Origin of the sequence: Pedobacter sp. 22226, assembly GCF_052045455.1 — a bacterium.
GTDB classification, from domain to species: Bacteria; Bacteroidota; Bacteroidia; order Sphingobacteriales; family Sphingobacteriaceae; genus Pedobacter; species Pedobacter jeongneungensis.
Genome location: NZ_JBQEPB010000009.1, coordinates 270,029 through 293,725, shown reverse-complemented (window position 1 = coordinate 293,725; position 23,697 = coordinate 270,029). Strand labels below are relative to the sequence as shown.

The following is a 23,697-nucleotide window of genomic DNA, read 5'->3' as shown; positions in this document are numbered from 1 at the left end:
TGGAAAAATCCGTTTTTTTATCGTGTTACTCCTTATTGTTTTGTTCCTTTTATTTATCAAAAAATGAAGATAGCAGCTGCCATATTTATTGTCGTTATTCTTTCTGCAGGCTTATATAACTCCTACAAAAAATATAAAAATGGATTGCTACCGCCAAGCTTTCTGGCTTTTCATATCCTTATTGGCCTGCTGGTAGCCATCGGTGCCTTTTTCCTCTTATTCGAATAATTTTACTTTAAAATTTCAGTTTTTGGGATTTTTAAAAAATCGCTTACATTACTAACTATTGATAATGTTGTGCCTAATTTTAAAGGATTGTGGTTGGGAATGGTAACATGATGTGTTATTTCTCCAACGGTAACCGATAACCGAATATGACTTCCTTTCTGACGGGTAACCTCGTAACCAAATTTCTTCAGTATCTTGATTAAATCTGTAGCAGATAGATCACGGGGTGTTTTCATAAAAAGGAAACAATTTTTACACAGTTAAAAGTTCCTCTTTAACAGAATGAATCCGGATAATTTTTGGCAGCTTATCTTCATCAAAATGACAAAGTACGGCCTCTTTGATATTGATTCTCAATTCATCCATGTTCTCTGCCTCAGTAAAAATAGATTCACCTAAGGCTTTGGCTACATAGCCCCCTTCTAAACTTTCTTCTACCAAAAAAAACACCTCGTTCATAATGCTAATATAAGCTTTTTATTCAAATAATCTATTGTGCAGGCTTCTTAAAGCTTCGGTTTTATACTCACTTAAAATCAAAAGCGAAACGTTATAATTACTTCCACCATAAGAAATCATGCGGATTGGGATGTGTTTTAAGCCTTCTAAAACCCTGCTGGCAAAACCATGTTTTTCTGAACCAAAGTCGCCAACTACACACACAATGCTGTGATCGGTATCCACTTCAACTGTCCCGAAGCTTTCCAGTTCTTCGATAATCTGTGGTAAATGAGCCGTTTCATCAACGGTTAACGATACGGCAACCTCAGAAGTAGTAATCATATCAATCGGTGTTTTATAACGTTCGAAAACCTCAAAAACGCGGCGTAAGAAACCATAGGCCAATAACATCCTGCTAGATTGGATACGGATTGCCGTAATGCCATCTTTAGCAGCAATCGACTTAATTTTACCTCTTTCGCTATCATGCGTAATTAAAGTACCGGCTGCAGAAGGTTCCATGGTATTTAATAAACGAACCGGGATTTTGTATTTCTGTGCCGGGAAAACCGATTGCGGATGTAAAATCTTCGCACCGAAATAAGCCAATTCGGCTGCTTCATCGAATGATAACTGCGCAATTGGTTTAGTGCCTTTAACAATGCGTGGATCGTTATTATGCATGCCGTCGATATCCGTCCAGATCTGAACTTCCTCGGCCAGAATTGCAGCACCTAGCAATGATGCTGTATAATCACTACCACCGCGGCGCAGGTTATCCACCTCACCAAAGCTGTTACGGCAGATGTATCCTTGCGTAATGAATAATTTATTGTCTTTATGTTGTTCAAGTAACGGTGTTAAATGTTTGGTGGTAAAAGGGATATCAGGTTCATTGTCTTCATCCGTTTTCATAAAATCCAAAGCCGGCAACAATACCGATGGCACGCCGATCGACTTTAAATAAATATGATATAAAGTTGTAGATAATAACTCACCCTGCGCCAACACCACTTTTTCTTCAATTGGAGTAAAAATATCGTTTGCCAATCCGGCTAAAAAACTGAAGTGATAATCGATTACTTCATTGCCCTGCTCCTGAAACTCGGTAGCTGGCAACAATTCAACAACAAAGGCTTTATATTTCTGATATAGATTTTCAACACACTCGCTTCCCTTCTTCTTATCTCCGGCTAAAAAATAATTTGCAATTTCTACTAAACTATTTGTAGTACCAGACACGGCTGACAATACTACAATCTGCTCTTCATTTGGATTAATGATATCCAACAACTTCGTCATGCGCTCGGGACTACCTACAGAAGTACCCCCAAATTTTAAAATTTTCATCGATGTAAATTTATTTTTTCAATGGTGATGAAGCTATCCGGTTTTCATCCCACGCTGTGGTTTGAAAAATCATGATGGTTTCATTTTTATCAATTACTTTATCCGGATCAAATGGCGGTAACATTGAAGTTTAAAACTATTTTAAAAAAGTTACAATCGCCCGCCATTAATACTGGATTTTCTTTATTATTGTATCGGGGCGTGAAAATAAGCAAAAGCAGCTTAAAAGCAACACCCTCAACAAAATAAAATTTGGGCGGATGGAAATAAATTGCTTTCAGCCAAACATCATCCGCTAAAATTTGTTCAACACCAGATATTAAATTAAAAAAACAGCTCAATGCAGGCAATTGACCAATCAACACAAGCTACAATTAATCAGTGGTTAAGTGGAAATTATGATGAAAATACCAAGGCAGAAATACAGGCCCTTGTAGATAAAGATGCGACTACCGAATTAACCGATGCATTTTATAAAAGTTTAGAATTTGGAACAGGTGGCTTACGGGGCATTATGGGTGCAGGTTCTAACCGCATTAACAAATACACTATCGGCACCGCTACCCAGGGTTTGGCAAATTATTTAAACAATAAATATCCTGGCGAAAAAATCAAAGTTGCCATTGCACACGATAGTCGTAACAATTCTGATTATTTCGCAAAAATTACTGCAGATGTTTTTTCTGCAAACGGCATCTATGTTTATTTCTTTAAAGCCTTAAGACCAACGCCAGAATTATCTTTCGCGGTGCGCCATTTTGGTTGCAAAAGCGGAGTAATGTTAACGGCATCGCATAATCCTAAAGAGTATAACGGTTACAAGGCTTATGGTGCAGACGGTGGTCAGTTTACCTCTCCTGATGATAAATTGGTGATCGATGAGGTAAATAAAATTAAAAACATCGACGAGGTTAAATTTGATCGTGTTGAAGCAAATATCGAACTGATTGGCGAAGATGTAGATAAATTATACTTAGACGGCATTACAGCACTATCCATTTCTCCTGAAGCGATTAAAAGGCAACACGATTTAAAAATTGTGTATTCTCCTATCCACGGAACGGGAATTACCCTGGTTCCGAAAGCTTTAGAACAGTTTGGTTTTACAAATGTAACCGTTGTTGAAGAGCAAAGCACACCGGATGGAAATTTCCCGACAGTGGTTTATCCAAATCCGGAGGAAAAAGAAGCCCTTACTCTGGCGATGAACAAGGCAAAAGAAATTGATGCTGACCTAGTACTGGCAACCGATCCTGATGCCGATCGTGTTGGTATTGCAGTAAAAGATAATAATGGCGAGTGGGTATTGCTTAACGGCAACCAAACCGGTAGTTTATTGATTAATTACCTGTTATCAGCATGGCAGGATAGTGGTAAATTAGATGGCAATCAGTTTATTGTAAAAACGATTGTTACTTCTAACCTGATCGAAGAAATTGCCAAAAAGAAAAATGTAACCTATTACAATACTTTAACCGGATTTAAATACATCGGTCAGTTAATGACAGAACTGGAAGGTAAAAAATATTTTATCGGTGGTGGCGAAGAGAGTTACGGTTACCTGATTGGTGATTTGGTACGCGACAAGGATGCAGTAGTTTCTGCTGCCTTTATTTCTGAAATGACAGCCTATTACAAAGATAAAGGTGCGAGCTTATACAACGCCTTGTTGGATATGTATGTAGAATATGGCCTTTATAAAGAAGATTTGGTTTCATTAACCAAAAAAGGTAAATCTGGTGCTGAAGAAATTAAAGCCATGATGGTTAAATTCAGGGGAAATCCTCCTGCTACATTAGGTGGATCGAAAGTTTCGGTATTGAAAGATTATGAATTAAGCCAGGAAACTGATTTGGCAACAGGTAAAGTAACCAAACTGGATTACCCGACTTCGGATGTTTTACAGTTTATTACCGAAGATGGAAGTATTGTTTCAGCACGTCCGAGTGGTACAGAACCAAAAATTAAATTTTATTGCAGTGTAAATGCGCCTTTAGCCGATAGAAAAGATTTTGATGCAGTTAATGCACAGCTTGGAGAAAAGATTAAAGCAGTAATGGCTGATTTGCAGGCCTAATTATTTTATTACTAATTAACCACAGATAAAAAAGATAAACACAGATGAATAAGTTTCATCTGTGTTTTTTGTTTAATGCCGTCACCCTTTTGTTTTGCTACATCTTATTTTATTTGCCAGGGAGGCACGGATTAGCACGGAGGATGTTTGGATGATTATTTAATCAATTCCTTAATGTTTTTCTTAGAAATATAAATGATAGCAGGCTGATTTTTTTCAGCTGAAACAGATTTTCCTGTTATTTTATCGTGGATACTCTGCGTGGCTGAGACATACAATCTTCCCATCTCATCTACATGTAGGTTGGTGATCTGGTTATTAAAAGGAACAGGAAGTATCTTTGAAAATCCATGTTCTAGAATTTCGATATCGCGTTTTAAGATATAATTATAATCCGGATTACCGTTAATGGGTTCTAAATTTTCTTTTAGTTTAATTTTCACCTGATTATCTAAAGAAATGGTTGCAAATTCCTGTGATCGTTCTTCAGAAACATTATATTGAGTACATCTTTTCCAGGTAAACCCTTTGTCGAGCGTAAAAAATTGACTAAATGTGGCAAGCAATTGATTGTCTTTGTCTTTAAGGCTGTTGGCCTGCAGAGCAAAAATCGTATCCTTAACTGATAAGAAGCCGTATGTAGGTTGGTAATTTACCTTTGTTCTTTGCCACGTTTTACCATGATCGGTAGTTTGATAAATTTCAGTAAGGGTAGATACCATTAATGTATCGTCAATATTCCCATAAACAGCGTGGGCTTCTCTCCCATTAACAATTTCAAGCCTGGTCCAACCCGGGTCGCTAAAGGTTGGCGGTACATTTGGAACTTCTTTTTTGGCGCATGATGACAGTACCATCATCACCGCAATAGTTTTAAGTAATTTCATAGGTTTCATTTTTGTGTACGGCAAGATAAGTAAAATTTATTTTAAACTAAAAACACAGGTAAGTTTGAGCACTGAGTTTTTGTTGTTACGGAGACACAAATTAATACGGGTGAACAGCCCCTAAAAAATGATAAGAGGAGTTTTTCCTGTCCTACTTAAATCTGCGGCCAGAAATAAACACACCACTTCTATGTTGAATTTTCAAGCATTTAAATATCAATAAAAATAGATTTCTTATATTTACAATAAAAACAATATCATGACGGAGATAATTTTAAAAGACAATTTAGAACAGCGCAAGATTGATGCTCTACTAAACTTTTTGAAATCATGGGATATTGATGCTGAATTAAGAATCACTAATGCGGAGAAATCAACTGAGACAGTAGAATTTTCTTTATCCAAAGGCATTTGGAGTGACTACGATGTCAACTCGGAAGAACTTCGCGATAAAGCCTGGAAAAGATAATGATTCTGTGTGACACAAACATCTTTATTGAAATTTATAAAGGAAATAATATTGTCATCGAAATTTTTAAAAACATTGGCCAAAATAATGTTGCAATTTCAGATGTTACCTGTGCAGAATTACTTTATGGAGCCAGAAACAAAAATGAATTAAGTTTAATCAGAAAAGATATCAATAATTTATTGGTATTACCTATTTCTTCTCCTATATCCACACAGGCAGTAAAATTAATAGAGCAATTTTCCTTATCTCACAATCTTAATCTTCCAGATGCCTTAATTGCATCTACAGCAATGTTTCATGATTTAGAACTTTACACACTAAATCTTAAAGACTTTAAATTCTTAAAAAACATTACATTATATAAAGATTAACTTCGCTTAATATTTAAAAATCAGCCACTTTTTTATTTTTCTTTGCTGCATCCATTTTCTTTAATACTTTTGCAGCGCAATTAAAATGTTCAAGAAAGTCCTCATATATCTTTTAATTACATTTACCGTTTCTAACGGTTTCATGCAACTGGCGATCTATTCTGGCTACAAAATGAATAAGGAATACATCACAAGCGTGTTTTGTATCAACAAAGAGCATCCCGAATTGCATTGCGACGGACAGTGTTTCTTAGCTAAAAAACTAAAAGAACTTGAAGGTAAAAACAAACAGGCCCAGGAAAACCTGAAAAGAGTTACTGAGGCTGAACCACAATTTCAGTCGGTAGTTTTAAACCATCATCTTCCCTATTTCATCATCACTTCAGAAAATCTTTACATCGAAAAACCGGTTAAAGATCTTTCCATTTCTATTTTTCATCCACCGAAAACGGTTTAAGTATTTTATGGTTTTAATGTGAATGCTTATGCTATTGCAAAGCTTGACTATTTGTCATTCTGAGCGAAGCGAAGAATCTCATTATAACAACTACTTATCCTGCCATCTTTTGTAATGTTAATTTCTGCTACAACTCCAGAGATTCTTCATTGCATTCAGAATGACGGCAAATTATTTTTTACTTATTCAATTTTCTTAAAATGAAATTATCACAATACTTTTTGACATTGCTATGCCCTGTTATACTATTATCTTCTTGTAAAAAAGACAGCGATGAAGTTGCTGCAGATTCCAAATCTACTTTCACCATGGAATTCGAAAATCAGGTAAACGGAAGTCCTTTGGTGTTAAATACCACCACTTATAAAAATGCCAAAGGCGAAGATTTTAAAATCAATGTATTTAAATATTATGTAAGTAATATCAAATTAAGCAAAGCCGATGGATCAAGCTATCTTATTCCGGAAAGTTATTTTTTAATTGATGCTTCAAAAGCAGAATCGACAAATATTATCTTAAAAGACGTACCAACCGGCGATTACACCAAAATCGAATATACCATTGGTGTAGATTATGCCCGTAATTTTGCTGGTGCACAAACAGGTGCGTTAGATCCGGTTAACGGCATGTTCTGGACCTGGAACAGTGGCTACATCTTTGTTAAGCTTGAAGGAACTTCACCACAATCAACAGATGCAGGCAGTAAGCTTACCTTCCATGTTGGCGGTGTAAGCGATCCGAATAACACCATCAGAACATTTACTACAGAAATTAATTCGGCAAATCCGCTCCGCGTACGTACCGATGGCAAGCCAAATATGCACTTTATTGTTAACGCAGCAGCATTATTTACTGGTAAAACCGACATCAGTTTCGCTACGCTAAATTTTACCATGGGTGGTGCAAATTCTGTAATTGTAGCTAACAATTATGCAAATGGTTTATTCCGTTTAGATCACATCCATAACTAAATGTTAAGGAAAATAACCATTATCGCAGTGCTTTTATTAAGCATTGCGATGATGTATGCCTGTAGCAAAAATGAAGATGAAGTAACACCGGAAGAAAAGAAGATTACCTTTTCTGTTCCGGCTAATTTCCCTGCTCCGGCATACAATTTTGAAGACAATAAATTAACCAATGCAGGTTTTGCGCTGGGCAGGAAATTATTTTATGAAGCCAGGTTGTCAGCCGATAAAAGTGTTTCATGCGGAAGCTGCCATCAGCAATTTGCTGCTTTTACCCAACTGGATCATAAAGTGAGCCATGGTGTAAACAACTGCCAGGGAAAGCGGAATACGCCACCACTTTTTAATCTGGCCTGGCAAAAAGCATTCTTTTGGGATGGTGGCGTAAAAAATATCGAAACTTCGCCATTAAACGCCATTACCGATGCCTGCGAAATGGGTACAGATATTGAAACCATCGTTGCATTTCTGAAAAATACCGCACCTTATCCTGATTTATTTAAACAGACCTTTGGTTCAACAGAAATCAATTCGCAGCTTATTTTGAAGTCGATTACGCAATTTACAGCGGTGCTGGTTTCAGGTAATTCGAAATATGATAAGGTAATTCGCAAAGAAGGTGGTGCCTCTTTTAACCCCACAGAACAGACCGGCTATAATTTATTTAAAGAAAAATGTACTTCCTGCCATGCAGAACCCTTTTTCACTGATTTTTCATATCGAAGCAATGGTTTAGATTTAGTCAGTACAGACGAAGGGCGTTCGCACATTACCGGCGTAGCTTCAGACTTTGGAAAATTTCGCGTGCCTACTTTACGCAATATTGAATATACCAGTCCCTACATGCATGATGGTCGATTTTACAGCTTAGATGAGGTTTTGGAACATTACAATTCGGGCGTAAAAGCCTCAGCCAATCTCGATGCGCAATTAAAAAACGGCATCCCGTTAAACTCTACAGAAAAAGAGCAGATTAAAGCCTTTTTAAAAACATTAACAGACAATGAATTTATCAAAAACACACTTTACAGTGAGTCGTAAACTATTAATTCTAGTTTTCGTGCTCATGAGCGGCCAGGTCTTCGCCTGTGATATCTGCGGCTGTTTTATGGGAATCACTCCCTATTATAACCGCAACAGCATCAGTCTTTTATATCGGTATCGTTCATTTAACGGTTACGATGGACAATCGCATTCTTTATTTCCAAACGGAGGAAGTTTCTTCATTCCGGCACGAAGTCAGGATTCACCAATCACCAACCATGCGGGTAATCCGGGAGATTATGAATTATACCGTTCTTTAGAGATCAGGGGAAAGTATTTCATCAACAGTAAACTCGAAATCAATGCCATTTTGCCTTATGTTTCGAACAGTGAGCGCTACAATAGTTATACTTCATCTATTTCTGGCCTGGGCGATATTAACCTATATGCGGGTTATCATCTTGTTCAAAAACTCGAAGACAACTTTAAACAACAGCTGATTGCAGGAGCCGGCATCAAATTACCAACGGGTAAAAATGATTTTAAAAACTCCGCCGGTATTCGTTATTCATCTCTCATGCAGGCCGGAACAGGCAGTACTGATGGTTTTGTGTACCTCAATTACATGGTTGGCCTGGGTAAGTTTGGGGCAAGTTTAAATACCTCTTATAAAGTTAATGGCACCAACAACCGCTACGAAGGCATTGCGAATAGTACCACCAGTTTCCTGAATATTTTTTATACCCAAAGGATTGGAAAGGATGTTCAGCTAATGCCATCAGCACAGCTTTTTTATGAATACTCTGCCGGAGAAAAATATAAAGGTCAAAAAACCGGAGAACATGTAATGAATAACCTGATGGGTGGCGCGGGTGTAGATGTTTTTTATAAGAATGTCGCACTAAATGCAGGTATCCAGAAGAATATCTGGGAAGCTGAAACCGATCACCCGATGAGTGCCGGAAAAGTATATGTCGGAATTACCTATAATTTTTAAATCACAACAATATGAACAGATTAAACATTGCACTATTCAGTCTTGTAGCAGTCTTGCTTTTTTCTTGCAAAGCAGAACCCGATTCGAAAGCAATACGCAAAGAAGTGCTAAATATCCATGATAAACTCATGATAGATGGAGAGAAGGTAATGAAAAATAAGATGAAGTTAGATCAAATCCTGATTTCCGGTCAGGTTAAACTTGCCCAGGATTCAACACTGCAAAGACATAAAATCAACGATTTGATTACGCGATTAAATGCCGCAGATGAGAAAATGATGGATTGGATGCATTTCTTTAAAGATGATTTTAAAGGAAAAACAGAACAGGATGATCTTGATTATTATAAAGCAGAAATGGTTAAAATAAGGGCCGTTGAAGATGGTTACATCAAGGTTACGCGAGAATCGGATTCATTAATTAAAACGTACCACGTAAAGTAGAAGTCGGAGGTCCGATAGTCGGAGGTCAGAAGATATTGAGCCATATTTTAAACGCCCAAACTTCTGACTTTCGGACATCCGACTTCGGACTTTTCCAACAATTAACAAGAAAATAAGTCAGGAGTCCGATGATATGGAATCGTATATTTTAATCGCCCAAACTTCTAACTTTCGGACACCTGACCCCGGACTTTTCCAACAATTAACAAAAATAAGTCAGGAGTCCGATGATATGGAATCGTATATTTTAATCACCCAAACTTCCGACTTTCGGACACCTGACCCCGGACTTTTCCAACAATTAACAAAAATAAGTTAGGAGTCCGATGATATGGAATTGTATATTTTAATCACCTAAACTTCTAACTTTCGGACACCTGACCCCGGACTTTTCAAATGAATTAACGTTCTAGACAAAATTACCTCGTATATTTACATTTTAAAATAAAATCATGAATAAAATCACTGCTTATTTTGCAACAGCCCTTTTGGCTATTTCCATATTTACCTCATGCCAACAAGACAGAAAACTTCCGTTTTATGGCGAACGACATGCCGAAACCGTTAAAGATGCCGCTGGTGTAGAAAAAATCGATACGGTATATCAAACCATTCCAGATTGGTCTTTCCTGAATCAGGATAGTGTTGTAACAACCAACAAGGCCACGGATGGAAAAATTTATGTAGCTGATTTCTTTTTTACTTCCTGCACCACCATCTGCCCTACCATGCATCGCAATTTAATGACGGTTTATAACGACTTTAAAACCAACCCTGATGTGATGTTTGTATCGCATACCATCGATTTTAAATACGACAAACCTCATGTTTTAAAGAAATATGCTCAAAAATTAGGCGTTGATGGCCCGAAATGGTTATTTCTTTATGGTACTAAAGATAGCGTGTACACCTTGGCTGAAAAGAATTATTTGGTGGCTGTAGGAGAAGACAGTACTGCTAAAGATGGTTATATCCATCAGGGTTACCTGGTTTTAATTGATAAAGACAGGCGTATTCGTGGTGCTTATGATGGTACCAAAGAAGATCAGGTAGAACAATTAAAAAAAGATATTCCGGTTTTATTGGCGGAGTATAAAAGGTAAGATCAGCCACGGAGGTACGGAATAGAACGAAATAATGCTATTTTATTTACACATTTCATGCTTCCTAGGCATTACATAAATAATATTTTAACCACAGATATAGAGGATGAACACAGATAAATAACAAAAATCTGTGTTCATCTGTGCTTATCTGTGGTTAAAAACTAACAGACATAAATGCGCAAGTACATCATTAATTCTATTTTTTTCCTTTCCATTATCGGTATAATTGTTTCCTGCCAGAATCAGGAGACTATTGATCTTCAAAATTACATGTCGAACGGTAAAGATATTTATAAAGCCAAATGCCAGAACTGCCATGGAGAAAATGGCGAAGGCTTGGGTGAGCTTGCGCCACCCCTAACCGATTCCGTTTTTCTAAAAACAAACAAAACGCGTTTGGCCTGTTTTATCAAAAATGGCGCGAACGAAACATTGATCGTTCACGGAAAAGAATACAAGGAAAAAATGCCAGCTTTCCCCGAACTGGCTGATATTGATGTAGCGCAGGTAATGGTTTTTGTAACCAATTCGTTTGGAAATAAGCAAGGATTTGTACCTTATACCAAGGTTTCGAAAGATTTGCAGGCTTGTAAATAAATATTATTTCGTATATTTAAGGTATGACAACGATAACTCTTCAAGTTCCCGATAGCTTAGGCAAACATGAGCATGATACTGTACGTTTCATCGCAGCAAAACTTTACGAATCCGGAAAGTTATCATTAGGTCAGGCGGCCGCTATGGCTGATTTACCTAAACGTGCCTTTTCCGAATTACTTTCTGATTACGGCGTTTCATTACTTAATTATTCTGTTTCAGAAATGTTAAGCGATGCAGAGAAAATATGAAATTGTAATCGCTGATACAACCTGCTTTATTTTATTAGAAAATATCGGAGAGCTTAATCTTTTAAGGTCTCTTTTTTCACAAATCGTAACTACTCCTACTATTTTAGCCGAATTCGGTTCTCCTTTACCTGAATGGATTGAAATCAGAACCCCAAAAAACATTTCCTTTCAAAATTCTCTTGATATTGATGCCGGTGAGGCAAGCGCCATTGCATTAGCCATGGAATCAGAAAGTTCTCTCCTCATATTAGATGATAACAAAGGCAGAAAAGCAGCCGAGCGGTTAAACCTTCTTTATACAGGCACATTAGGCATAATTTTAAAGGCAAAAAATGTTGGCCACATTACTTCGGTAAAACCTATTTTCCAAAAAATACAACAAACCAATTTTAGGTTTTCTCAAAAAGTCTTATATGAAATATATGCACTAGCTAACGAATAGGATTGTCACATTGTGATAATATGAATAAAAACACCATCTTTGCGCAAAATGCAGGTTGTTCTATCGCTGTTTCGGGTAAAACCGGAAGAGAGGAAAGTCCGGGCAACGCAGGGCATCCCGCTTTCTAACGGAAAGGGGTTCAGGAATGAAAACCTGGGCCACGGATTAGTGCAGCAGAAAATATACCGCCCCGACTTTATGTTGTGGTAAGGGTGAAAACGTGCGGTAAGAGCGCACGAGCATTGCAGGCGACTGCAGTGGTTTGTAAACCCCGGGAGTTGAAAGACCAAATAGGCTAACGTACGTAGGGCTGCCCGTCCGATGTTAGTGGGTAGGTCGTTAGAGATAAACGGCAACGTTTATAGTGGATAAATGATAGAAGCCTGAGCAATCAGGAACAGAACCCGGCTTACAGACCTGCATTTTTTTATTCACTCAGCAAAATATTCTTTGTCTCACTCAGCTTGGCTGTTTCATCTTCTCCCAATACCGGAAATTTAAGATCTAACTCTTTTAATTTATCAACAATAATTTCACTAATCGCCAATCGGGTAAACCATTTTTTATCAGCCGGTATAATATGCCATGGAGCATCGGTTGTACTGGTTTCGTTAATCGTATGCTCGTAAGCTTCCATATATTTATCCCACAAAGCCCTTTCTTTAATATCGCCCGAAGAGAATTTCCAGTTTTTAGTCGGGTCTTCTATTCTATCTAAAAAGCGTTGTTTCTGTTCAGCCTTGCTTACATTTAAAAAGAATTTTATAATTACCGTTCCGTTAGCCGTTAAATGCTCCTCAAAGTTTTTGATGCTTTTATAACGTTGTTGCCAAAAATTTTTATTAATCTTTTTTACATCCGCAAAACCCGGTATGTTTTCACTCAAAATATATTCAGGGTGTACCTTGCAAACCAATACATTTTCATAATGCGAACGGTTATGGATGCCAATCCTTCCGCGCTCTGGCAAAGCTTTATAATGTCTCCACAAAAAATCATGCTCATATTCTTCAGATGTAGGAACTTTAAAACTATACACCTGGCATCCCTGTGGATTTAAACCACTCATTACATGCTCAATAGCACTATCTTTCCCGGCTGCATCCATCGCCTGAAAAACAATCAGCAGCGAGTGTTTTCCTGATGCATACAATCGCTCCTGAAGATGATTGAGCTCAATTTTAGAATTTACCAATGCATCTTTAGCTTTTTCCTTATTGTATCCGCCAGTAAAGTCGGTTTTATGATTTTTTAAGGAAAACTTCTTATCTCCCTGTACAATTAAGCCTTTAAATTCGTTTTTCATAATCATGTATTATTTAGATAAATAGATGCATCTGTAATTTAAATATAGAACTAAAAAATAAGTAAATTAAATACGTTAATTTGCATATAGAGTTTTTTATATTTAACGCCACAGCAATTACCTAAAGATCACCTTATCCAATATGTTTAAAGAGATAAAAAACAAGTACTTACGTTATTCTACAATAGTTTTATTTTTTATAATAATTTTCTTTTCTGCGCTTCAGCTAAATTTTTTATGGTTGTTTGGTTATTCCCCAAGTGTTCACGATATCAAGGCACCGACCCTTCGTGTGGGTTCGGAACTTTACACTGCTGACGGAAAACTGATCGGAAGATACTTTAAAGAGAACAGAACTCCTGTAAACTACGAAGAAATTGCGCCTAGTATGATACAGGCTTTGGTAGCAACAGAAGATGTACGTTTTTACAAACATTGGGGAATTGATGTTCAGGCTGTGGGCAGGGCAGTAATAGGCTTAGGTAAAGACGGTGGCGCCAGTACCATTACACAACAATTGGCAAAAAATCTTTACCGTACACGTTATAATAAATCGCAGGGCTTATTAATCAAAATCCCCTTAGTGAGAACATTGATTGTTAAATTAAAAGAATGGCAAACTGCAGTAAAACTGGAGTCGAACTATTCTAAAAACGACATCATAACGATGTACCTTAATACCGTTTCTTTCGGTAATAATACCTATGGAATAAAAACTGCCAGCCGCATTTATTTTGATAAAGAGGCCAAAGATTTATCTACTACTGATGCAGCCATGCTTGTAGGGATGTTAAAGGGTACAACGATGTATAATCCTACAAAAAACCCTGTAAAAGCACTCGAAAGAAGAAATGTGGTGCTGGCGCAGATGAATAAATATAAATACCTGAGTAAAGATAGTTTGACTGAATTATCAAAAGAGCCGATCAAACTTAAGGAAGGTAAAATGCAGGATGGCAGCGATGGTGACTCTTATTTAAGGGCAGCCGTTGCAAAATACCTCGAAAAATGGTGTACCGATAACGGCTACGACCTTTATGAGGATGGCTTAAAAATTTATACCACTATTGATTCAAGGCTTCAGGGTTATGCAGAAGAAGCGGTTGCCGATCAAATGAGAATTTTACAGCGCAGGTTTTACAGCGTTTGGGGCAAAGAAGATCCCTGGTACGATTCGGAAAAGCAAAAGGTTGATTATCCGGACAGGGCGATGAAAAACCTGCCAATCTACGCACTTTTACAAAAGAAATTCCCGAATAATCCTGATTCTGTTAAAGCCTATTTCAATAAAAAGAAAAGGATGCAGATCTTTACCTATAAAGGCGATCGCGACACCTTATTCTCAACATTAGATTCTATCCGTTATTATGGAAAAATCATGAATACAGGCATGATGACCATGGAACCCGCCAGCGGAAAAATTAAAGTATGGGTGGGCGGTATCGATCACAAATTTTTCAAATACGATCACGTTAATCAGGCTAAACGTCAGGCAGGGTCTACTTTTAAACCATTTGCCTACTTAACGGCTTTAGAACAAGGCATGAGTCCTTGCGATAAATTTACCGATAAACCGGTTAAAATAGCTTACCAGGATAAAGGCGAAACTAAATATTGGGAGCCTAAAAATGCCGATTACAGTGTTTCTTACCGCGAGATGAGTTTACGCTGGGCCATGGCAAAATCAGTAAATACCATTACTGCACAGGTTACCGAAAAAGTTGGCTGGGATAATGTAGTGAAATATGCGCACGAGTGTGGGATTGACAGCCATTTAGAATCCGTTCCTTCAGTAAGTTTAGGTTCAAACGATGTTACGGTTTACGAAATGGTAAAAGCTTATGCCACTTTCATGAATAAGGGCATTAAAACCGATCCCATTTTGGTAGAAAAAATTACCGACCAGGACAATAATGTGATCGATGAATTTAAGCCGAAAACAAAGCGTGTTTTAACAGAAGAAATTGCCTGGTTAATGACCTATATGTTCCGTGGTGGCATGGAAGAACCAGGCGGAACCTCTCAGGCGTTATGGGAATGGCCAAACTTATGGAAGAAAAACAACCAGATTGGTGGTAAAACAGGTACCTCTTCCGATTATGTGGATGCCTGGTATATGGGCTTAACCAAAGATTTGGTGACCGGCGTTTGGGTAGGTTGTGATGAAAGAACTGCACACTTTAAAAATGGCGAACAAGGTGAAGGTTCTAGAACTGCACTGCCGATTTTTGCAAAATTTATGGAGAAAGTTTACCTCGATCCAAAATCAGGCTACACCTATGGAGCTTTCCCTAAAGCAACTGTTGATATTACAAGAACTTACAATTGCCCTAGTCCACAGATCGTTAGAGACACCACATCAACCGACAGTGTAGCGGTCGATTCTACTGATTTTACTGTCCCTGCTGAAGTACCTGTTACAACTGAACCGGTAAATAACGAGCCTGAAGTTAAAAAAGAAGAAAAGAAAACAGAGCCGGCTCAAAACCCGGTTACCCCCACAGTTCCATTAACCAGAAAAGAAGAACGCGAGCTGAGAAGAAAACAGCGTCAGGAAGAAAAGGAAAGAAAGAAAAACGAGAATAACAATCAGCAATAATTTTCTATTCAAGATAAATCAGAATACTCATTACCTGTGCAAACAGGTAATGAAATTTTAAAAAGTGTTAAATTTTAAATAGTCTTTTAAACTATTGTTATTTTTATTTCCAGATTTTTTACTATTTTATTTTTGTAAATTATTGAACAATCATTACTAAAACCATACATATGAAAAAAGGCTCTACTTTATTAAAGCGGTATTGTTCCTTATTGCTCTTGCTTATTCTTTCTTTTTCTGTTAAAGCCCAATACTTCGGCCAAAACAAGGTGAGATATAAAACACTTGATTTCAAGGTTTTACAAACACCCCATTTCGAAATTTATTACTACATTAAAAATGAAAAACTTTTAAAACGCTTTTCTCAGGATGCAGAAACCTGGTACAAAATGCACCAGGAGGTATTCAGAGATACATTTTTAAAGAAAAATCCAATCATTTTATACAACAACCACCCTGATTTTCAACAGACTACAGTACTTAACGGAGAAATCGGCATTGGAACGGGTGGAGTTACCGAGGCCCTGAAAAACAGGGTAATTATGCCTGTTATGGAGTTAAACAGCCAAACCAGGCATGTTTTAGGTCATGAGTTGGTTCACGCTTTTCAATATCACCTTTTGCTGGAGAAAGATTCAATTAGTTTGGAAAATGTTGGCCAAACCCCATTGTGGATGGTTGAAGGGATGGCCGAATACCTTTCTATCGGCAAAAAAGATGCCTTCACGTCTATGTGGATGCGCGATGCCATGCTAAACCGCGACATTCCTTCTTTAAAAGACTTAACCAATTCTAATAAATACTTTCCTTACCGTTACGGACAGGCCTTTTGGACCTATATCGGTTCGCAATATGGCGATACCACTATCGTTCCTTTATTTAAGAATACGGCAAAATATGGTTACGAAAATGCCATCCGATATACATTTGGGTACGACGACAAAACATTGTCTGGCCTTTGGAAAAACTCCATTGATGCGCATTACAAACCCATGTTAAAGGCTGATAGTTCTCAGATAAAAATTACAGGTACAAAGATAATCGATAATAAGAATGCTGGAAATATGAACGTTGCCCCTGCCCTTAGTCCTGACGGAAAATACCTGGCATTTATGTCTGAAAAAGATCTTTTTGGTATCGATTTATTCCTTGCAGATGCAAAAACTGGACGCATTATCAGGAAACTGAGCAGCCAGATATCCAACGGCCATATAGACGATTTTAACTTTATCGAATCTGCCGGGGCATGGTCGCCGGATAGTAAACAATTTGCCTTCAGTATTTTCAGTCAGGGAAAAAACCAGATGATGATCATCAACGTTGCCAACGGCAATACTGTTTCTCAAACCCCGATGGCGCAGGTGCAGCAATTTGGTAATTTAACCTGGTCGCCAAATGGTAAAGATATCGCATTTTCAGGAATGGTAGAAGGGCAAAGTGATATTTTCTCTTACAACCTCGATACTAAAGCAGTTACGCAAATTACTGATGATGTATATTCTGATTATGCGCCAAGTTATTCTCCTGATGGTAAAAAACTGGTATTTTCATCAGATAGGGCCGCAATTCAGGCAAATGTAATTAATGCGGTGTTGCCAATTAACTTAGCTGTATATGATATTGCATCTAAAACGGTAAGTAATCTTGATGTTTTTCCAGGAGCGAACAACTTAAATGCACAATTTTCTGCTAACAGTCAGAACATCTATTTCCTTTCTAACAGAGATGGTTTCAGGAATTTATATAAATACTCTTTCGCAGATAATACAGTCGATCAGTTAACCGACTATTTTACCGGTATCAGTGGAATTACGGAATTTTCGCCAGCCATTTCCGTTTCAACAACCGATGAAATTGTGTACAGCTATTACCGATACCAGCGCTACACCTTATATAATGCCAGGCTGAGCAGTTTTAAAGCCAGGCGCATTGGCAACCGTGAAGAAAACTTCGATGCCGCAATCCTCCCACCTATGGAAAACATTGGGGTGAACATCATCAATTCCAATCTGAATAATTTCGATCGTTTCGAAAAAATTGTAGCCGATTCAATGAAAACGGTTCCATATAAACCAAAATTCAGACTAGATTACCTGGCAAACAGTGGCGTAGGCGTTTCTACCAGTCGCTTTGGAACCGGCGTTTCTGGTGGTATTGTAGGAATGTTTAGTGACATATTAGGAACAAATCAGATCATCGCAAATATTTCCGTTAACGGAGAAATATACGATGCCGGAGGTTTGGTAGGCTATATTAACCAAAAAAGCAGGATAAACTGGGGAGCAGCCATTTCACACATCCCTTATGTATCAGGTTTTAGATCATACGGTTACGAGGACATTCCAAATGGTGATAATCAAACTACTAAAGCGCAAGTAGACAGAACGGACATTGTAAGAACATTTGAAGATCAGCTTCAGGTTTTTGGCGCTTATCCATTTAGTAAAATCCACCGATTTGAACTGGGCGGCGCATTTTCGCATTACAGCTACCGTGTTGACAGATATAGCAATTATTACGATGCAAACGGTTATTATATTGGCTCAGACAAAAGCAGGGTTGCCAATGATGTTGCCGCCGATGCAATCGGAATTCCGTTAAATTCATTTACATTATATCAGTTAAATGCTGGTTTTGTTGGCGATAATTCTATTTTTGGTTTAACAGGTCCGCTTGATGGTTACAGATATCGTGTAAGTGGTGAAAAGTATTTTGGTACTTATAATTTTGCTGGTGTAACGGCCGATCTTCGCAAATACTGGAGAGCGAAACCGGTAACTTTTGCCGTAAGAAGTTACAATACATTAAGGATTGGCAAAGATGCTGACAGGCTTTATCCGATGTATGTGGGTTATCCTTACCTGATCAGGGGTTATGAATCGAACTCGATTTACAAAAATACATCAGCCCAATCATCCGAATCCTTTGATATTAATCAGTTAGCAGGAAGTAAAATAGCTGTCTTTAATTTCGAAGTCCGTTTGCCATTTACAGGACCTAAAAAATTAGCAGCAATACCTTCTAAATTCTTATTTTCCGATTTGAACTTATTTTTTGATGCAGGTTTAGCCTGGACCAACGATACTAAAGTAAAATTTAAAAGCGAGCCTACTTACACTACAGAGCCTCTATTAGACAAAGGTGTACCTGTTTTGGATTCAAAAGGCAAGCCAGTTACTTATCAGGCCACAACAGAACGTGTACCGGCCATGAGCGTTGGTGTATCAGTTAGAGTAAACATTTTCGGCTATTTCGTATTGGAACCTTATTATGCAATCCCTTTTCAAAGGAAAGATGTTAAAACCGGGGTATTTGGTTTAACCTTTGCTCCTGGGTGGTAGTTTGAAGATGTTAAAAGGGTTGGAAAGTTGAAATGTTGTAAAGCGCTATAAACGCAGATTTGCTCAGCGGGAGAATGATTATAATAATCTATTTAATTTTATTTAATAGCAACTTAAAATTATTCCAAAGAAAGATTTTCAAATTGTCGTAAGCCGAAATGTTGTAAAGCGCTATAAACGCAGATGTGCTCAGCTGGAGAATGATTATAATAATCTATTTAATTTTATTTAACAGCAACTTAAAATTATTCCAAAGAAAGATTTTCAAATTGTCGTAAACCGAAATGTTGCAAAGCGCTATAAACGCAGATGTACTAAGGTGAATTAAAATGGCGAAAAATTACAGCCTAATTATTGGCCCTACTCATACAAATGAAATTACTCAACTGGTAAGCTTTTCAAATTGCTGAAAAGTTGAAATGTTTTAAAGCTATAAAAACGCAAATGTTTTCAACTAGCTTAAGTAGTGAATAAATGATACTTATTCAGCAGCTGGCTATATTTTTTATAAGAATAAATTACCTTATTAAAATTATTATCAAATGCTTGAATGACTGGATGCCATAATGGAACCGATCATTCAGGCATTAATTTTATACATCTCTATCTGTTTCATTATAATCATTTAAAATTAACACTTCCTATTAATTTAAGATAAGCTCGAAAACGATAATTTAACCTGATTGGTAATGTTCCTGTGTAAAAGAATATTTTCGAAATCAAGGCCTATAGTCAAATCAATCCAGTCAGGATTACAAGACCTCACCAAGCGTTCCTTTTGCATACGTGTAAACCTGCTGATCGATTTAAAACGTATCAATGCCTGTGCTTCTGTTTTAAACTCTTCAAAATAAACCAGGCGGGTTAATTGCTGGCCGCTATCAAAAAATAAGTTTGGCATCTGTTTGTAGAAATCCAGTGTTTTAATTAAATCTGAGCTCATGCCCACGTGCATATTTGTACGATTTCTGTCGGTAACGATATAAACAAACTTTTTCATCAATCTTGTATTTAAATTTTAAACTAAACTATTTAGTATATGTTCTTGCAATTCAAAATAATATTACTAACTTTATGAGCATAAAATTACTAACTATTTTAGTAATTCCAAATTTATTTTAAAATTTATTTTTATGTCGAATATTTCAAATAATTTAAAGTACCTCAGGAAGAAAAAAGGCCATACACAGCAAAATTTCGCTGATATCATGGAAATCAAAAGATCGCTTATCGGCGCTTATGAGGAAGACCGGGCGGAACCTAAATATGATTTGCTAAAAAAAATAGCCGAATATTTTGATCTGACCATCGATGAATTCATTAATGAGAAAATATCCGACAGCTGGAAACCCAAGCCAAAAAGCCAGGGTTCTAACCTTCGCGTACTCAGCATTTCAGTAGATCAGAACGACCGTGAAAACATCGAGCTCGTACCTGTTAAAGCAAGTGCTGGTTATTTAAACGGCTTTTCCGATCCGCAATATATTAGCGATCTTCCAAAGTTTCAGCTTCCTTTGCCCGCTTTGAGGCAAGGTACATTCAGGGCTTTTGAAATTATGGGTGATAGCATGCTGCCTGTTCAGCCGGGCAGTGTGATCATCGGCGAATATTTAGACAACTGGAATGAAGTAAAAACCGGAGAAACCTATATCGTTATCAGTAAAAACGAAGGTGTAGTATATAAAAGGGCAGGCAACCGCTTCAGGGAAAATAAAGATTTGAAATTGGTATCCGATAATAAGGTATATGATGCTTACACCATTGCCGCAGAAGATATCCTCGAAATCTGGAAAGCTAAAGCCTATATATCAACCTCATTACCAGAACCTGCGCCAGATCCAACCATGGAAACACTAACCCAAATGATGGCTCAAATGCAGAAATCAATTTCACAATTAAATAAAAATTAACATTTTTTAACAACAGCCGATTAAACCGTTTGCGTTTTTATGTATCTATTAATTCAACAAACACATAAAAAGAACATAACATGAAAAAGGCAATTTTAACAATAGCAATTGCAGTAATGGGTTTAACCGCTGCATTTGCTCAAGACACAACAAAGCATGCCAGAAGGCCAATGCCGAAAATGACTGCAGAACAAAGGGCAGATAAAGTAACCGCGAAATTAGAGAAACAGTTAAGTTTGACTGCCGATCAGAAAACTAAAATCTATGCCATTGAGTTAGAAAACGCAAAGAAAATGGATACCTGGAGATCTGCTGATCAGGGTGACAGAAAAGGCAAGATGAAAGAACGCAAAGCGGCAATGGATGAGCAAAAAGCTAAAATAGATGCTGTTTTAACTGCAGATCAGAAAACAAAAATGGATGCTTTCCGTGCCGAAGCCAGAGAAAAAGGAGAGAAAATGAGAAAAGGAATGGGCAGAGGCAATAAAGATAAAGCACCGGTTGTTTCTAATCCTCCTGCACAAGGATAGATAAAATAAAAGAGTAATTAATTAATTTTTAAAAGCGTTCCGTTTATTCGGGACGCTTTTTTTACTTTTGACCGATGAGCAAAATTGAACAGTTTCTTAATGCTAAACTTCAGGAACGCAAGGATAATCTTTCCATCAGGAATTTGTCAACCAACCACCCTCCTTTTGATTTTTGCTCAAATGATTATCTGGGTTTTGCCAGATCAACTGAACTCAGAAAACATATTGAGGATAATGTAGCAACAGTCGCGCACTATTTAAACGGTGCAGGAGGATCGAGATTGCTAAGCGGTAACACTCAATATACCGAAGAAACCGAGCAGTTTATTGCTGATTTCCACCTGGCAGAAAGCGGATTGATTTTCAACTCCGGTTACGATGCGAATGTAGGCCTGCTTTCGAGCGTTCCCCAACGCGGTGATACCATTATCAGCGATGAACTGATTCATGCGAGCATTATAGATGGCTGTCGTTTAAGCCATGCTACCCGCTACAAATTTCTCCACAACAACATCAACGACCTCGAAACAAAACTTCAGCTGGCAAAAGGAAACATTTTTGTGGTAGTAGAAAGTGTTTACTCTATGGATGGCGATATTGCTCCGCTTCTCGAAATATCAAACCTTTGCGAACAGTATCAGGCCAATTTAATAGTAGATGAAGCCCATGCCACAGGTATTTTTGGCGATAATGGACGAGGATTGATTAACCAGTTAAATCTAACAGAAAAGGTATTCGCCAGGATTGTAACTTTTGGCAAAGCGATTGGTACACACGGCGCTATTATTTTAGGAAGCAACAGCCTGCGACATTATCTGATTAATTTTGCACGGTCGTTTATTTATACTACAGCAGCTCCAATTCATAACGTTGTAGCCATTAAATCGGCCTATGAATTTTTAAATAAAATCGATCACCAGCTGATCCACCAAAAAATTGCCTTGTTCAGAAAAGCGCTGATGGAAAAAAAAATCCGCGCACTTGATAGCAAGAGTACCATTCAGGGGATTGTCTTTTCTTCAAATGAAGCAACCAAACATGCCGCAACAACATTACAAAATAAAGGATTCGACGTCAGGGCAATTTTAAGCCCCACGGTAGCCTTAGGCAAAGAACGACTAAGGATCTGTTTACACACTTTTAATACCAACGAAGAGATTATTTCATTGGTTAACCACCTTAAAGCATTAAACTAATGGCAACATATTTTATAACAGGAATAGGAACAGGAATAGGAAAAACGCTAATCAGCGCCATCATAACAGAAAAATTAAAAGCAGATTACTGGAAACCGATTCAGTCGGGAGATTTGGATATGAGTGACAGTATCACGATTAAAAGTTTGATCAGCAATGAAAAAACAATTATCCATCCTGAAAGCTACAGGCTAACACAGCCCCTATCGCCACATTTGTCTGCCAGGATTGATGAAATAGAGATTGATCTCCAAAAAATAAATATCCCGGAAACTGATAATAATTTGATTATTGAAGGTGCAGGTGGTTTAATGGTGCCGTTAAACGAAAAGGAACTCATTGTTGATCTGATTAAGAAATTAAATGCAGAAGTAATATTGGTTTCACAAAATTACCTGGGGAGCATTAATCACACGCTTTTATCGCTCAATTTGCTTAAACAATATCAAATTCCGGTTAAGGGAATTGTTTTTAACGGTGATGAAAATGAGGAGACCGAAAGGTACATTCAGCAATATGGAAAAGTAAAAAGCCTGGGGCATGTACCTAACTTAAACCTTATTAATAAAGAAAATATTATAGCGGGAAGCGAAAACTTATTTATTTAAGTTTATTAGTTCTAAACTAGAAAATATATACGCTTAAACGTATAATTTTATTAGTAAGATAGTTCTTCATAAAGAACAATAAGTATTAAGATAATTGAAGGACACATATGATTTAGAAGAATCGTCATTTCGACCG

25 protein-coding genes and 1 other RNA gene are annotated in these 23,697 nt (G+C 37.4%); 20 read left to right on the top strand and 6 right to left on the bottom strand.

Going from position 1 to position 23,697, the window contains the following annotated elements:
* Positions 1-63 precede the first annotated feature (63 nt).
* On the top strand, positions 64-228 hold the full coding sequence (locus tag ACTJKC_RS20850) for a hypothetical protein (RefSeq protein WP_440794963.1): 165 nt from the start codon (positions 64-66) through the stop codon (positions 226-228).
* Positions 229-230: 2 nt separating this feature from the next.
* Here ACTJKC_RS20850 and ACTJKC_RS20845 read toward each other — a convergent pair whose 3' ends face one another.
* The 3 genes from ACTJKC_RS20845 to ACTJKC_RS20835 are packed head-to-tail and all read right to left on the bottom strand — an operon-like array spanning position 231 to position 2,019.
* Entirely contained in the window at positions 231-464 is a 234-nt protein-coding gene (locus ACTJKC_RS20845) for a type II toxin-antitoxin system HicA family toxin (protein WP_440794962.1), read from the bottom strand.
* 16 nt (positions 465-480) lie between these two features.
* Positions 481-687 carry a 2-oxoisovalerate dehydrogenase gene (locus ACTJKC_RS20840; RefSeq protein WP_344851871.1) on the bottom strand — a complete coding sequence of 69 codons (207 nt, stop codon included), beginning with the start codon at positions 685-687 and terminating at the stop codon, positions 481-483.
* An 18-nt stretch (positions 688-705) separates the two neighbouring features.
* Entirely contained in the window at positions 706-2,019 is a 1,314-nt protein-coding gene (locus ACTJKC_RS20835; protein ID WP_440794960.1) for an aspartate kinase, read from the bottom strand.
* 340 nt (positions 2,020-2,359) lie between these two features.
* Between ACTJKC_RS20835 and ACTJKC_RS20830 the strand changes: the two genes are divergently transcribed.
* Entirely contained in the window at positions 2,360-4,096 is a 1,737-nt protein-coding gene (locus tag ACTJKC_RS20830) for a phospho-sugar mutase (protein WP_440794958.1), read from the top strand.
* 155 nt (positions 4,097-4,251) lie between these two features.
* On the opposite strand, the gene ACTJKC_RS20825 is transcribed toward ACTJKC_RS20830, so the two are convergent.
* Positions 4,252-4,983 carry a hypothetical protein gene (locus tag ACTJKC_RS20825; RefSeq protein ID WP_440794956.1) on the bottom strand — a complete coding sequence of 244 codons (732 nt, stop codon included), beginning with the start codon at positions 4,981-4,983 and terminating at the stop codon, positions 4,252-4,254.
* 259 nt (positions 4,984-5,242) lie between these two features.
* Between ACTJKC_RS20825 and ACTJKC_RS20820 the strand changes: the two genes are divergently transcribed.
* From ACTJKC_RS20820 to rnpB, 12 genes are all read left to right on the top strand, one after another.
* Positions 5,243-5,452 (top strand): hypothetical protein, encoded by a 210-nt coding sequence (locus ACTJKC_RS20820; RefSeq protein ID WP_440794954.1) that lies wholly within the window; start codon positions 5,243-5,245, stop codon positions 5,450-5,452.
* Positions 5,452-5,826: a type II toxin-antitoxin system VapC family toxin gene (locus ACTJKC_RS20815; RefSeq protein WP_440794952.1), complete on the top strand. Its 375-nt coding sequence runs from the start codon at positions 5,452-5,454 to the stop codon at positions 5,824-5,826. The genes ACTJKC_RS20820 and ACTJKC_RS20815 overlap by 1 nt, the downstream gene beginning before the upstream one ends.
* 85 nt (positions 5,827-5,911) lie before the next feature.
* Entirely contained in the window at positions 5,912-6,283 is a 372-nt protein-coding gene (locus tag ACTJKC_RS20810) for a hypothetical protein (protein ID WP_440794950.1), read from the top strand.
* A 200-nt stretch (positions 6,284-6,483) separates the two neighbouring features.
* Complete coding sequence (locus tag ACTJKC_RS20805) at positions 6,484-7,254, top strand: MbnP family protein (RefSeq protein WP_440794948.1); 771 nt, start codon at positions 6,484-6,486, stop codon at positions 7,252-7,254.
* On the top strand, positions 7,255-8,292 hold the full coding sequence (locus ACTJKC_RS20800) for a cytochrome-c peroxidase (protein ID WP_440794946.1): 1,038 nt from the start codon (positions 7,255-7,257) through the stop codon (positions 8,290-8,292).
* The gene (locus tag ACTJKC_RS20795) at positions 8,255-9,232 is read left to right on the top strand and encodes a transporter (RefSeq protein WP_440795002.1); all 978 of its coding nucleotides are present in this window, start codon (positions 8,255-8,257) and stop codon (positions 9,230-9,232) included. Before ACTJKC_RS20800 ends, ACTJKC_RS20795 begins: the two co-directional genes overlap by 38 nt.
* Before the next feature lie 11 nt (positions 9,233-9,243).
* Complete coding sequence (locus ACTJKC_RS20790; RefSeq protein ID WP_440794944.1) at positions 9,244-9,675, top strand: hypothetical protein; 432 nt, start codon at positions 9,244-9,246, stop codon at positions 9,673-9,675.
* Positions 9,676-10,127: 452 nt separating this feature from the next.
* The gene (locus ACTJKC_RS20785; RefSeq protein WP_440794942.1) at positions 10,128-10,778 is read left to right on the top strand and encodes an SCO family protein; all 651 of its coding nucleotides are present in this window, start codon (positions 10,128-10,130) and stop codon (positions 10,776-10,778) included.
* Between the two features lie 177 nt (positions 10,779-10,955).
* Positions 10,956-11,378, top strand: coding sequence for a c-type cytochrome (locus ACTJKC_RS20780; protein ID WP_440794940.1), 423 nt, complete (start codon positions 10,956-10,958; stop codon positions 11,376-11,378).
* A 23-nt stretch (positions 11,379-11,401) separates the two neighbouring features.
* Positions 11,402-11,629, top strand: a complete 228-nt coding sequence (locus ACTJKC_RS20775; RefSeq protein ID WP_440794938.1) for a UPF0175 family protein — start codon at positions 11,402-11,404, stop codon at positions 11,627-11,629.
* On the top strand, positions 11,613-12,071 hold the full coding sequence (locus ACTJKC_RS20770) for a DUF3368 domain-containing protein (protein ID WP_440794936.1): 459 nt from the start codon (positions 11,613-11,615) through the stop codon (positions 12,069-12,071). The genes ACTJKC_RS20775 and ACTJKC_RS20770 overlap by 17 nt, the downstream gene beginning before the upstream one ends.
* A gap of 47 nt (positions 12,072-12,118) precedes the next feature.
* An RNA gene (gene rnpB / locus ACTJKC_RS20765) (RNase P RNA component class A) lies at positions 12,119-12,499 on the top strand.
* On the opposite strand, the gene ACTJKC_RS20760 is transcribed toward rnpB, so the two are convergent.
* Entirely contained in the window at positions 12,499-13,377 is an 879-nt protein-coding gene (locus ACTJKC_RS20760) for a polyphosphate kinase 2 family protein (protein ID WP_440794934.1), read from the bottom strand. The two genes, rnpB and ACTJKC_RS20760, sit on opposite strands and share 1 nt — an antisense overlap.
* Before the next feature lie 142 nt (positions 13,378-13,519).
* Here ACTJKC_RS20760 and ACTJKC_RS20755 point away from each other — a divergent pair, with 142 nt between their 5' ends.
* Both ACTJKC_RS20755 and ACTJKC_RS20750 read left to right on the top strand, forming a co-directional pair.
* Positions 13,520-15,976 carry a transglycosylase domain-containing protein gene (locus tag ACTJKC_RS20755; protein WP_440794932.1) on the top strand — a complete coding sequence of 819 codons (2,457 nt, stop codon included), beginning with the start codon at positions 13,520-13,522 and terminating at the stop codon, positions 15,974-15,976.
* Positions 15,977-16,146: 170 nt separating this feature from the next.
* Positions 16,147-19,317, top strand: coding sequence for a peptidase MA family metallohydrolase (locus tag ACTJKC_RS20750; RefSeq protein ID WP_440794930.1), 3,171 nt, complete (start codon positions 16,147-16,149; stop codon positions 19,315-19,317).
* Between the two features lie 649 nt (positions 19,318-19,966).
* Here the strand turns inward: ACTJKC_RS20750 and ACTJKC_RS20745 are convergent.
* Positions 19,967-20,317 carry a GIY-YIG nuclease family protein gene (locus ACTJKC_RS20745; protein ID WP_440794928.1) on the bottom strand — a complete coding sequence of 117 codons (351 nt, stop codon included), beginning with the start codon at positions 20,315-20,317 and terminating at the stop codon, positions 19,967-19,969.
* 133 nt (positions 20,318-20,450) lie between these two features.
* Here ACTJKC_RS20745 and ACTJKC_RS20740 point away from each other — a divergent pair, with 133 nt between their 5' ends.
* The 4 genes from ACTJKC_RS20740 to bioD all read left to right on the top strand — a co-directional run bounded on the left by ACTJKC_RS20740 (position 20,451) and on the right by bioD (position 23,561).
* Positions 20,451-21,227 (top strand): XRE family transcriptional regulator, encoded by a 777-nt coding sequence (locus tag ACTJKC_RS20740; RefSeq protein ID WP_344851856.1) that lies wholly within the window; start codon positions 20,451-20,453, stop codon positions 21,225-21,227.
* Positions 21,228-21,307: 80 nt separating this feature from the next.
* Positions 21,308-21,757, top strand: coding sequence for a hypothetical protein (locus ACTJKC_RS20735; RefSeq protein WP_440794926.1), 450 nt, complete (start codon positions 21,308-21,310; stop codon positions 21,755-21,757).
* Between the two features lie 74 nt (positions 21,758-21,831).
* Complete coding sequence (locus ACTJKC_RS20730) at positions 21,832-22,953, top strand: aminotransferase class I/II-fold pyridoxal phosphate-dependent enzyme (RefSeq protein ID WP_440794924.1); 1,122 nt, start codon at positions 21,832-21,834, stop codon at positions 22,951-22,953.
* Positions 22,953-23,561 (top strand): dethiobiotin synthase, encoded by a 609-nt coding sequence (bioD, locus tag ACTJKC_RS20725; protein ID WP_440794922.1) that lies wholly within the window; start codon positions 22,953-22,955, stop codon positions 23,559-23,561. The genes ACTJKC_RS20730 and bioD overlap by 1 nt, the downstream gene beginning before the upstream one ends.
* Positions 23,562-23,697: the final 136 nt, after the last annotated feature.

Bases quoted from the DNA above. Each gene is read 5' to 3' on its own strand.
- ACTJKC_RS20805 (WP_440794948.1), top strand. From the start codon at position 6,484: ATGAAATTATCACAATACTTTTTGACATTGCTATGCCCTGTTATACTA.
- ACTJKC_RS20740 (WP_344851856.1), top strand. From the start codon at position 20,451: ATGTCGAATATTTCAAATAATTTAAAGTACCTCAGGAAGAAAAAAGGC.
- ACTJKC_RS20845 (WP_440794962.1), bottom strand. From the start codon at position 464: ATGAAAACACCCCGTGATCTATCTGCTACAGATTTAATCAAGATACTG.
- ACTJKC_RS20815 (WP_440794952.1), top strand. From the start codon at position 5,452: ATGATTCTGTGTGACACAAACATCTTTATTGAAATTTATAAAGGAAAT.
- bioD (WP_440794922.1), top strand. From the start codon at position 22,953: ATGGCAACATATTTTATAACAGGAATAGGAACAGGAATAGGAAAAACG.
- ACTJKC_RS20735 (WP_440794926.1), top strand. From the start codon at position 21,308: ATGAAAAAGGCAATTTTAACAATAGCAATTGCAGTAATGGGTTTAACC.
- ACTJKC_RS20775 (WP_440794938.1), top strand. From the start codon at position 11,402: ATGACAACGATAACTCTTCAAGTTCCCGATAGCTTAGGCAAACATGAG.
- ACTJKC_RS20850 (WP_440794963.1), top strand. From the start codon at position 64: ATGAAGATAGCAGCTGCCATATTTATTGTCGTTATTCTTTCTGCAGGC.
- ACTJKC_RS20730 (WP_440794924.1), top strand. From the start codon at position 21,832: ATGAGCAAAATTGAACAGTTTCTTAATGCTAAACTTCAGGAACGCAAG.
- ACTJKC_RS20825 (WP_440794956.1), bottom strand. From the start codon at position 4,983: ATGAAATTACTTAAAACTATTGCGGTGATGATGGTACTGTCATCATGC.
- ACTJKC_RS20820 (WP_440794954.1), top strand. From the start codon at position 5,243: ATGACGGAGATAATTTTAAAAGACAATTTAGAACAGCGCAAGATTGAT.
- ACTJKC_RS20780 (WP_440794940.1), top strand. From the start codon at position 10,956: ATGCGCAAGTACATCATTAATTCTATTTTTTTCCTTTCCATTATCGGT.
- ACTJKC_RS20840 (WP_344851871.1), bottom strand. From the start codon at position 687: ATGAACGAGGTGTTTTTTTTGGTAGAAGAAAGTTTAGAAGGGGGCTAT.
- ACTJKC_RS20830 (WP_440794958.1), top strand. From the start codon at position 2,360: ATGCAGGCAATTGACCAATCAACACAAGCTACAATTAATCAGTGGTTA.
- ACTJKC_RS20745 (WP_440794928.1), bottom strand. From the start codon at position 20,317: ATGAAAAAGTTTGTTTATATCGTTACCGACAGAAATCGTACAAATATG.
- ACTJKC_RS20770 (WP_440794936.1), top strand. From the start codon at position 11,613: ATGCAGAGAAAATATGAAATTGTAATCGCTGATACAACCTGCTTTATT.
- ACTJKC_RS20795 (WP_440795002.1), top strand. From the start codon at position 8,255: ATGAATTTATCAAAAACACACTTTACAGTGAGTCGTAAACTATTAATT.
- ACTJKC_RS20835 (WP_440794960.1), bottom strand. From the start codon at position 2,019: ATGAAAATTTTAAAATTTGGGGGTACTTCTGTAGGTAGTCCCGAGCGC.
- ACTJKC_RS20800 (WP_440794946.1), top strand. From the start codon at position 7,255: ATGTTAAGGAAAATAACCATTATCGCAGTGCTTTTATTAAGCATTGCG.
- ACTJKC_RS20750 (WP_440794930.1), top strand. From the start codon at position 16,147: ATGAAAAAAGGCTCTACTTTATTAAAGCGGTATTGTTCCTTATTGCTC.
- ACTJKC_RS20785 (WP_440794942.1), top strand. From the start codon at position 10,128: ATGAATAAAATCACTGCTTATTTTGCAACAGCCCTTTTGGCTATTTCC.
- ACTJKC_RS20755 (WP_440794932.1), top strand. From the start codon at position 13,520: ATGTTTAAAGAGATAAAAAACAAGTACTTACGTTATTCTACAATAGTT.
- ACTJKC_RS20810 (WP_440794950.1), top strand. From the start codon at position 5,912: ATGTTCAAGAAAGTCCTCATATATCTTTTAATTACATTTACCGTTTCT.
- ACTJKC_RS20790 (WP_440794944.1), top strand. From the start codon at position 9,244: ATGAACAGATTAAACATTGCACTATTCAGTCTTGTAGCAGTCTTGCTT.
- ACTJKC_RS20760 (WP_440794934.1), bottom strand. From the start codon at position 13,377: ATGAAAAACGAATTTAAAGGCTTAATTGTACAGGGAGATAAGAAGTTT.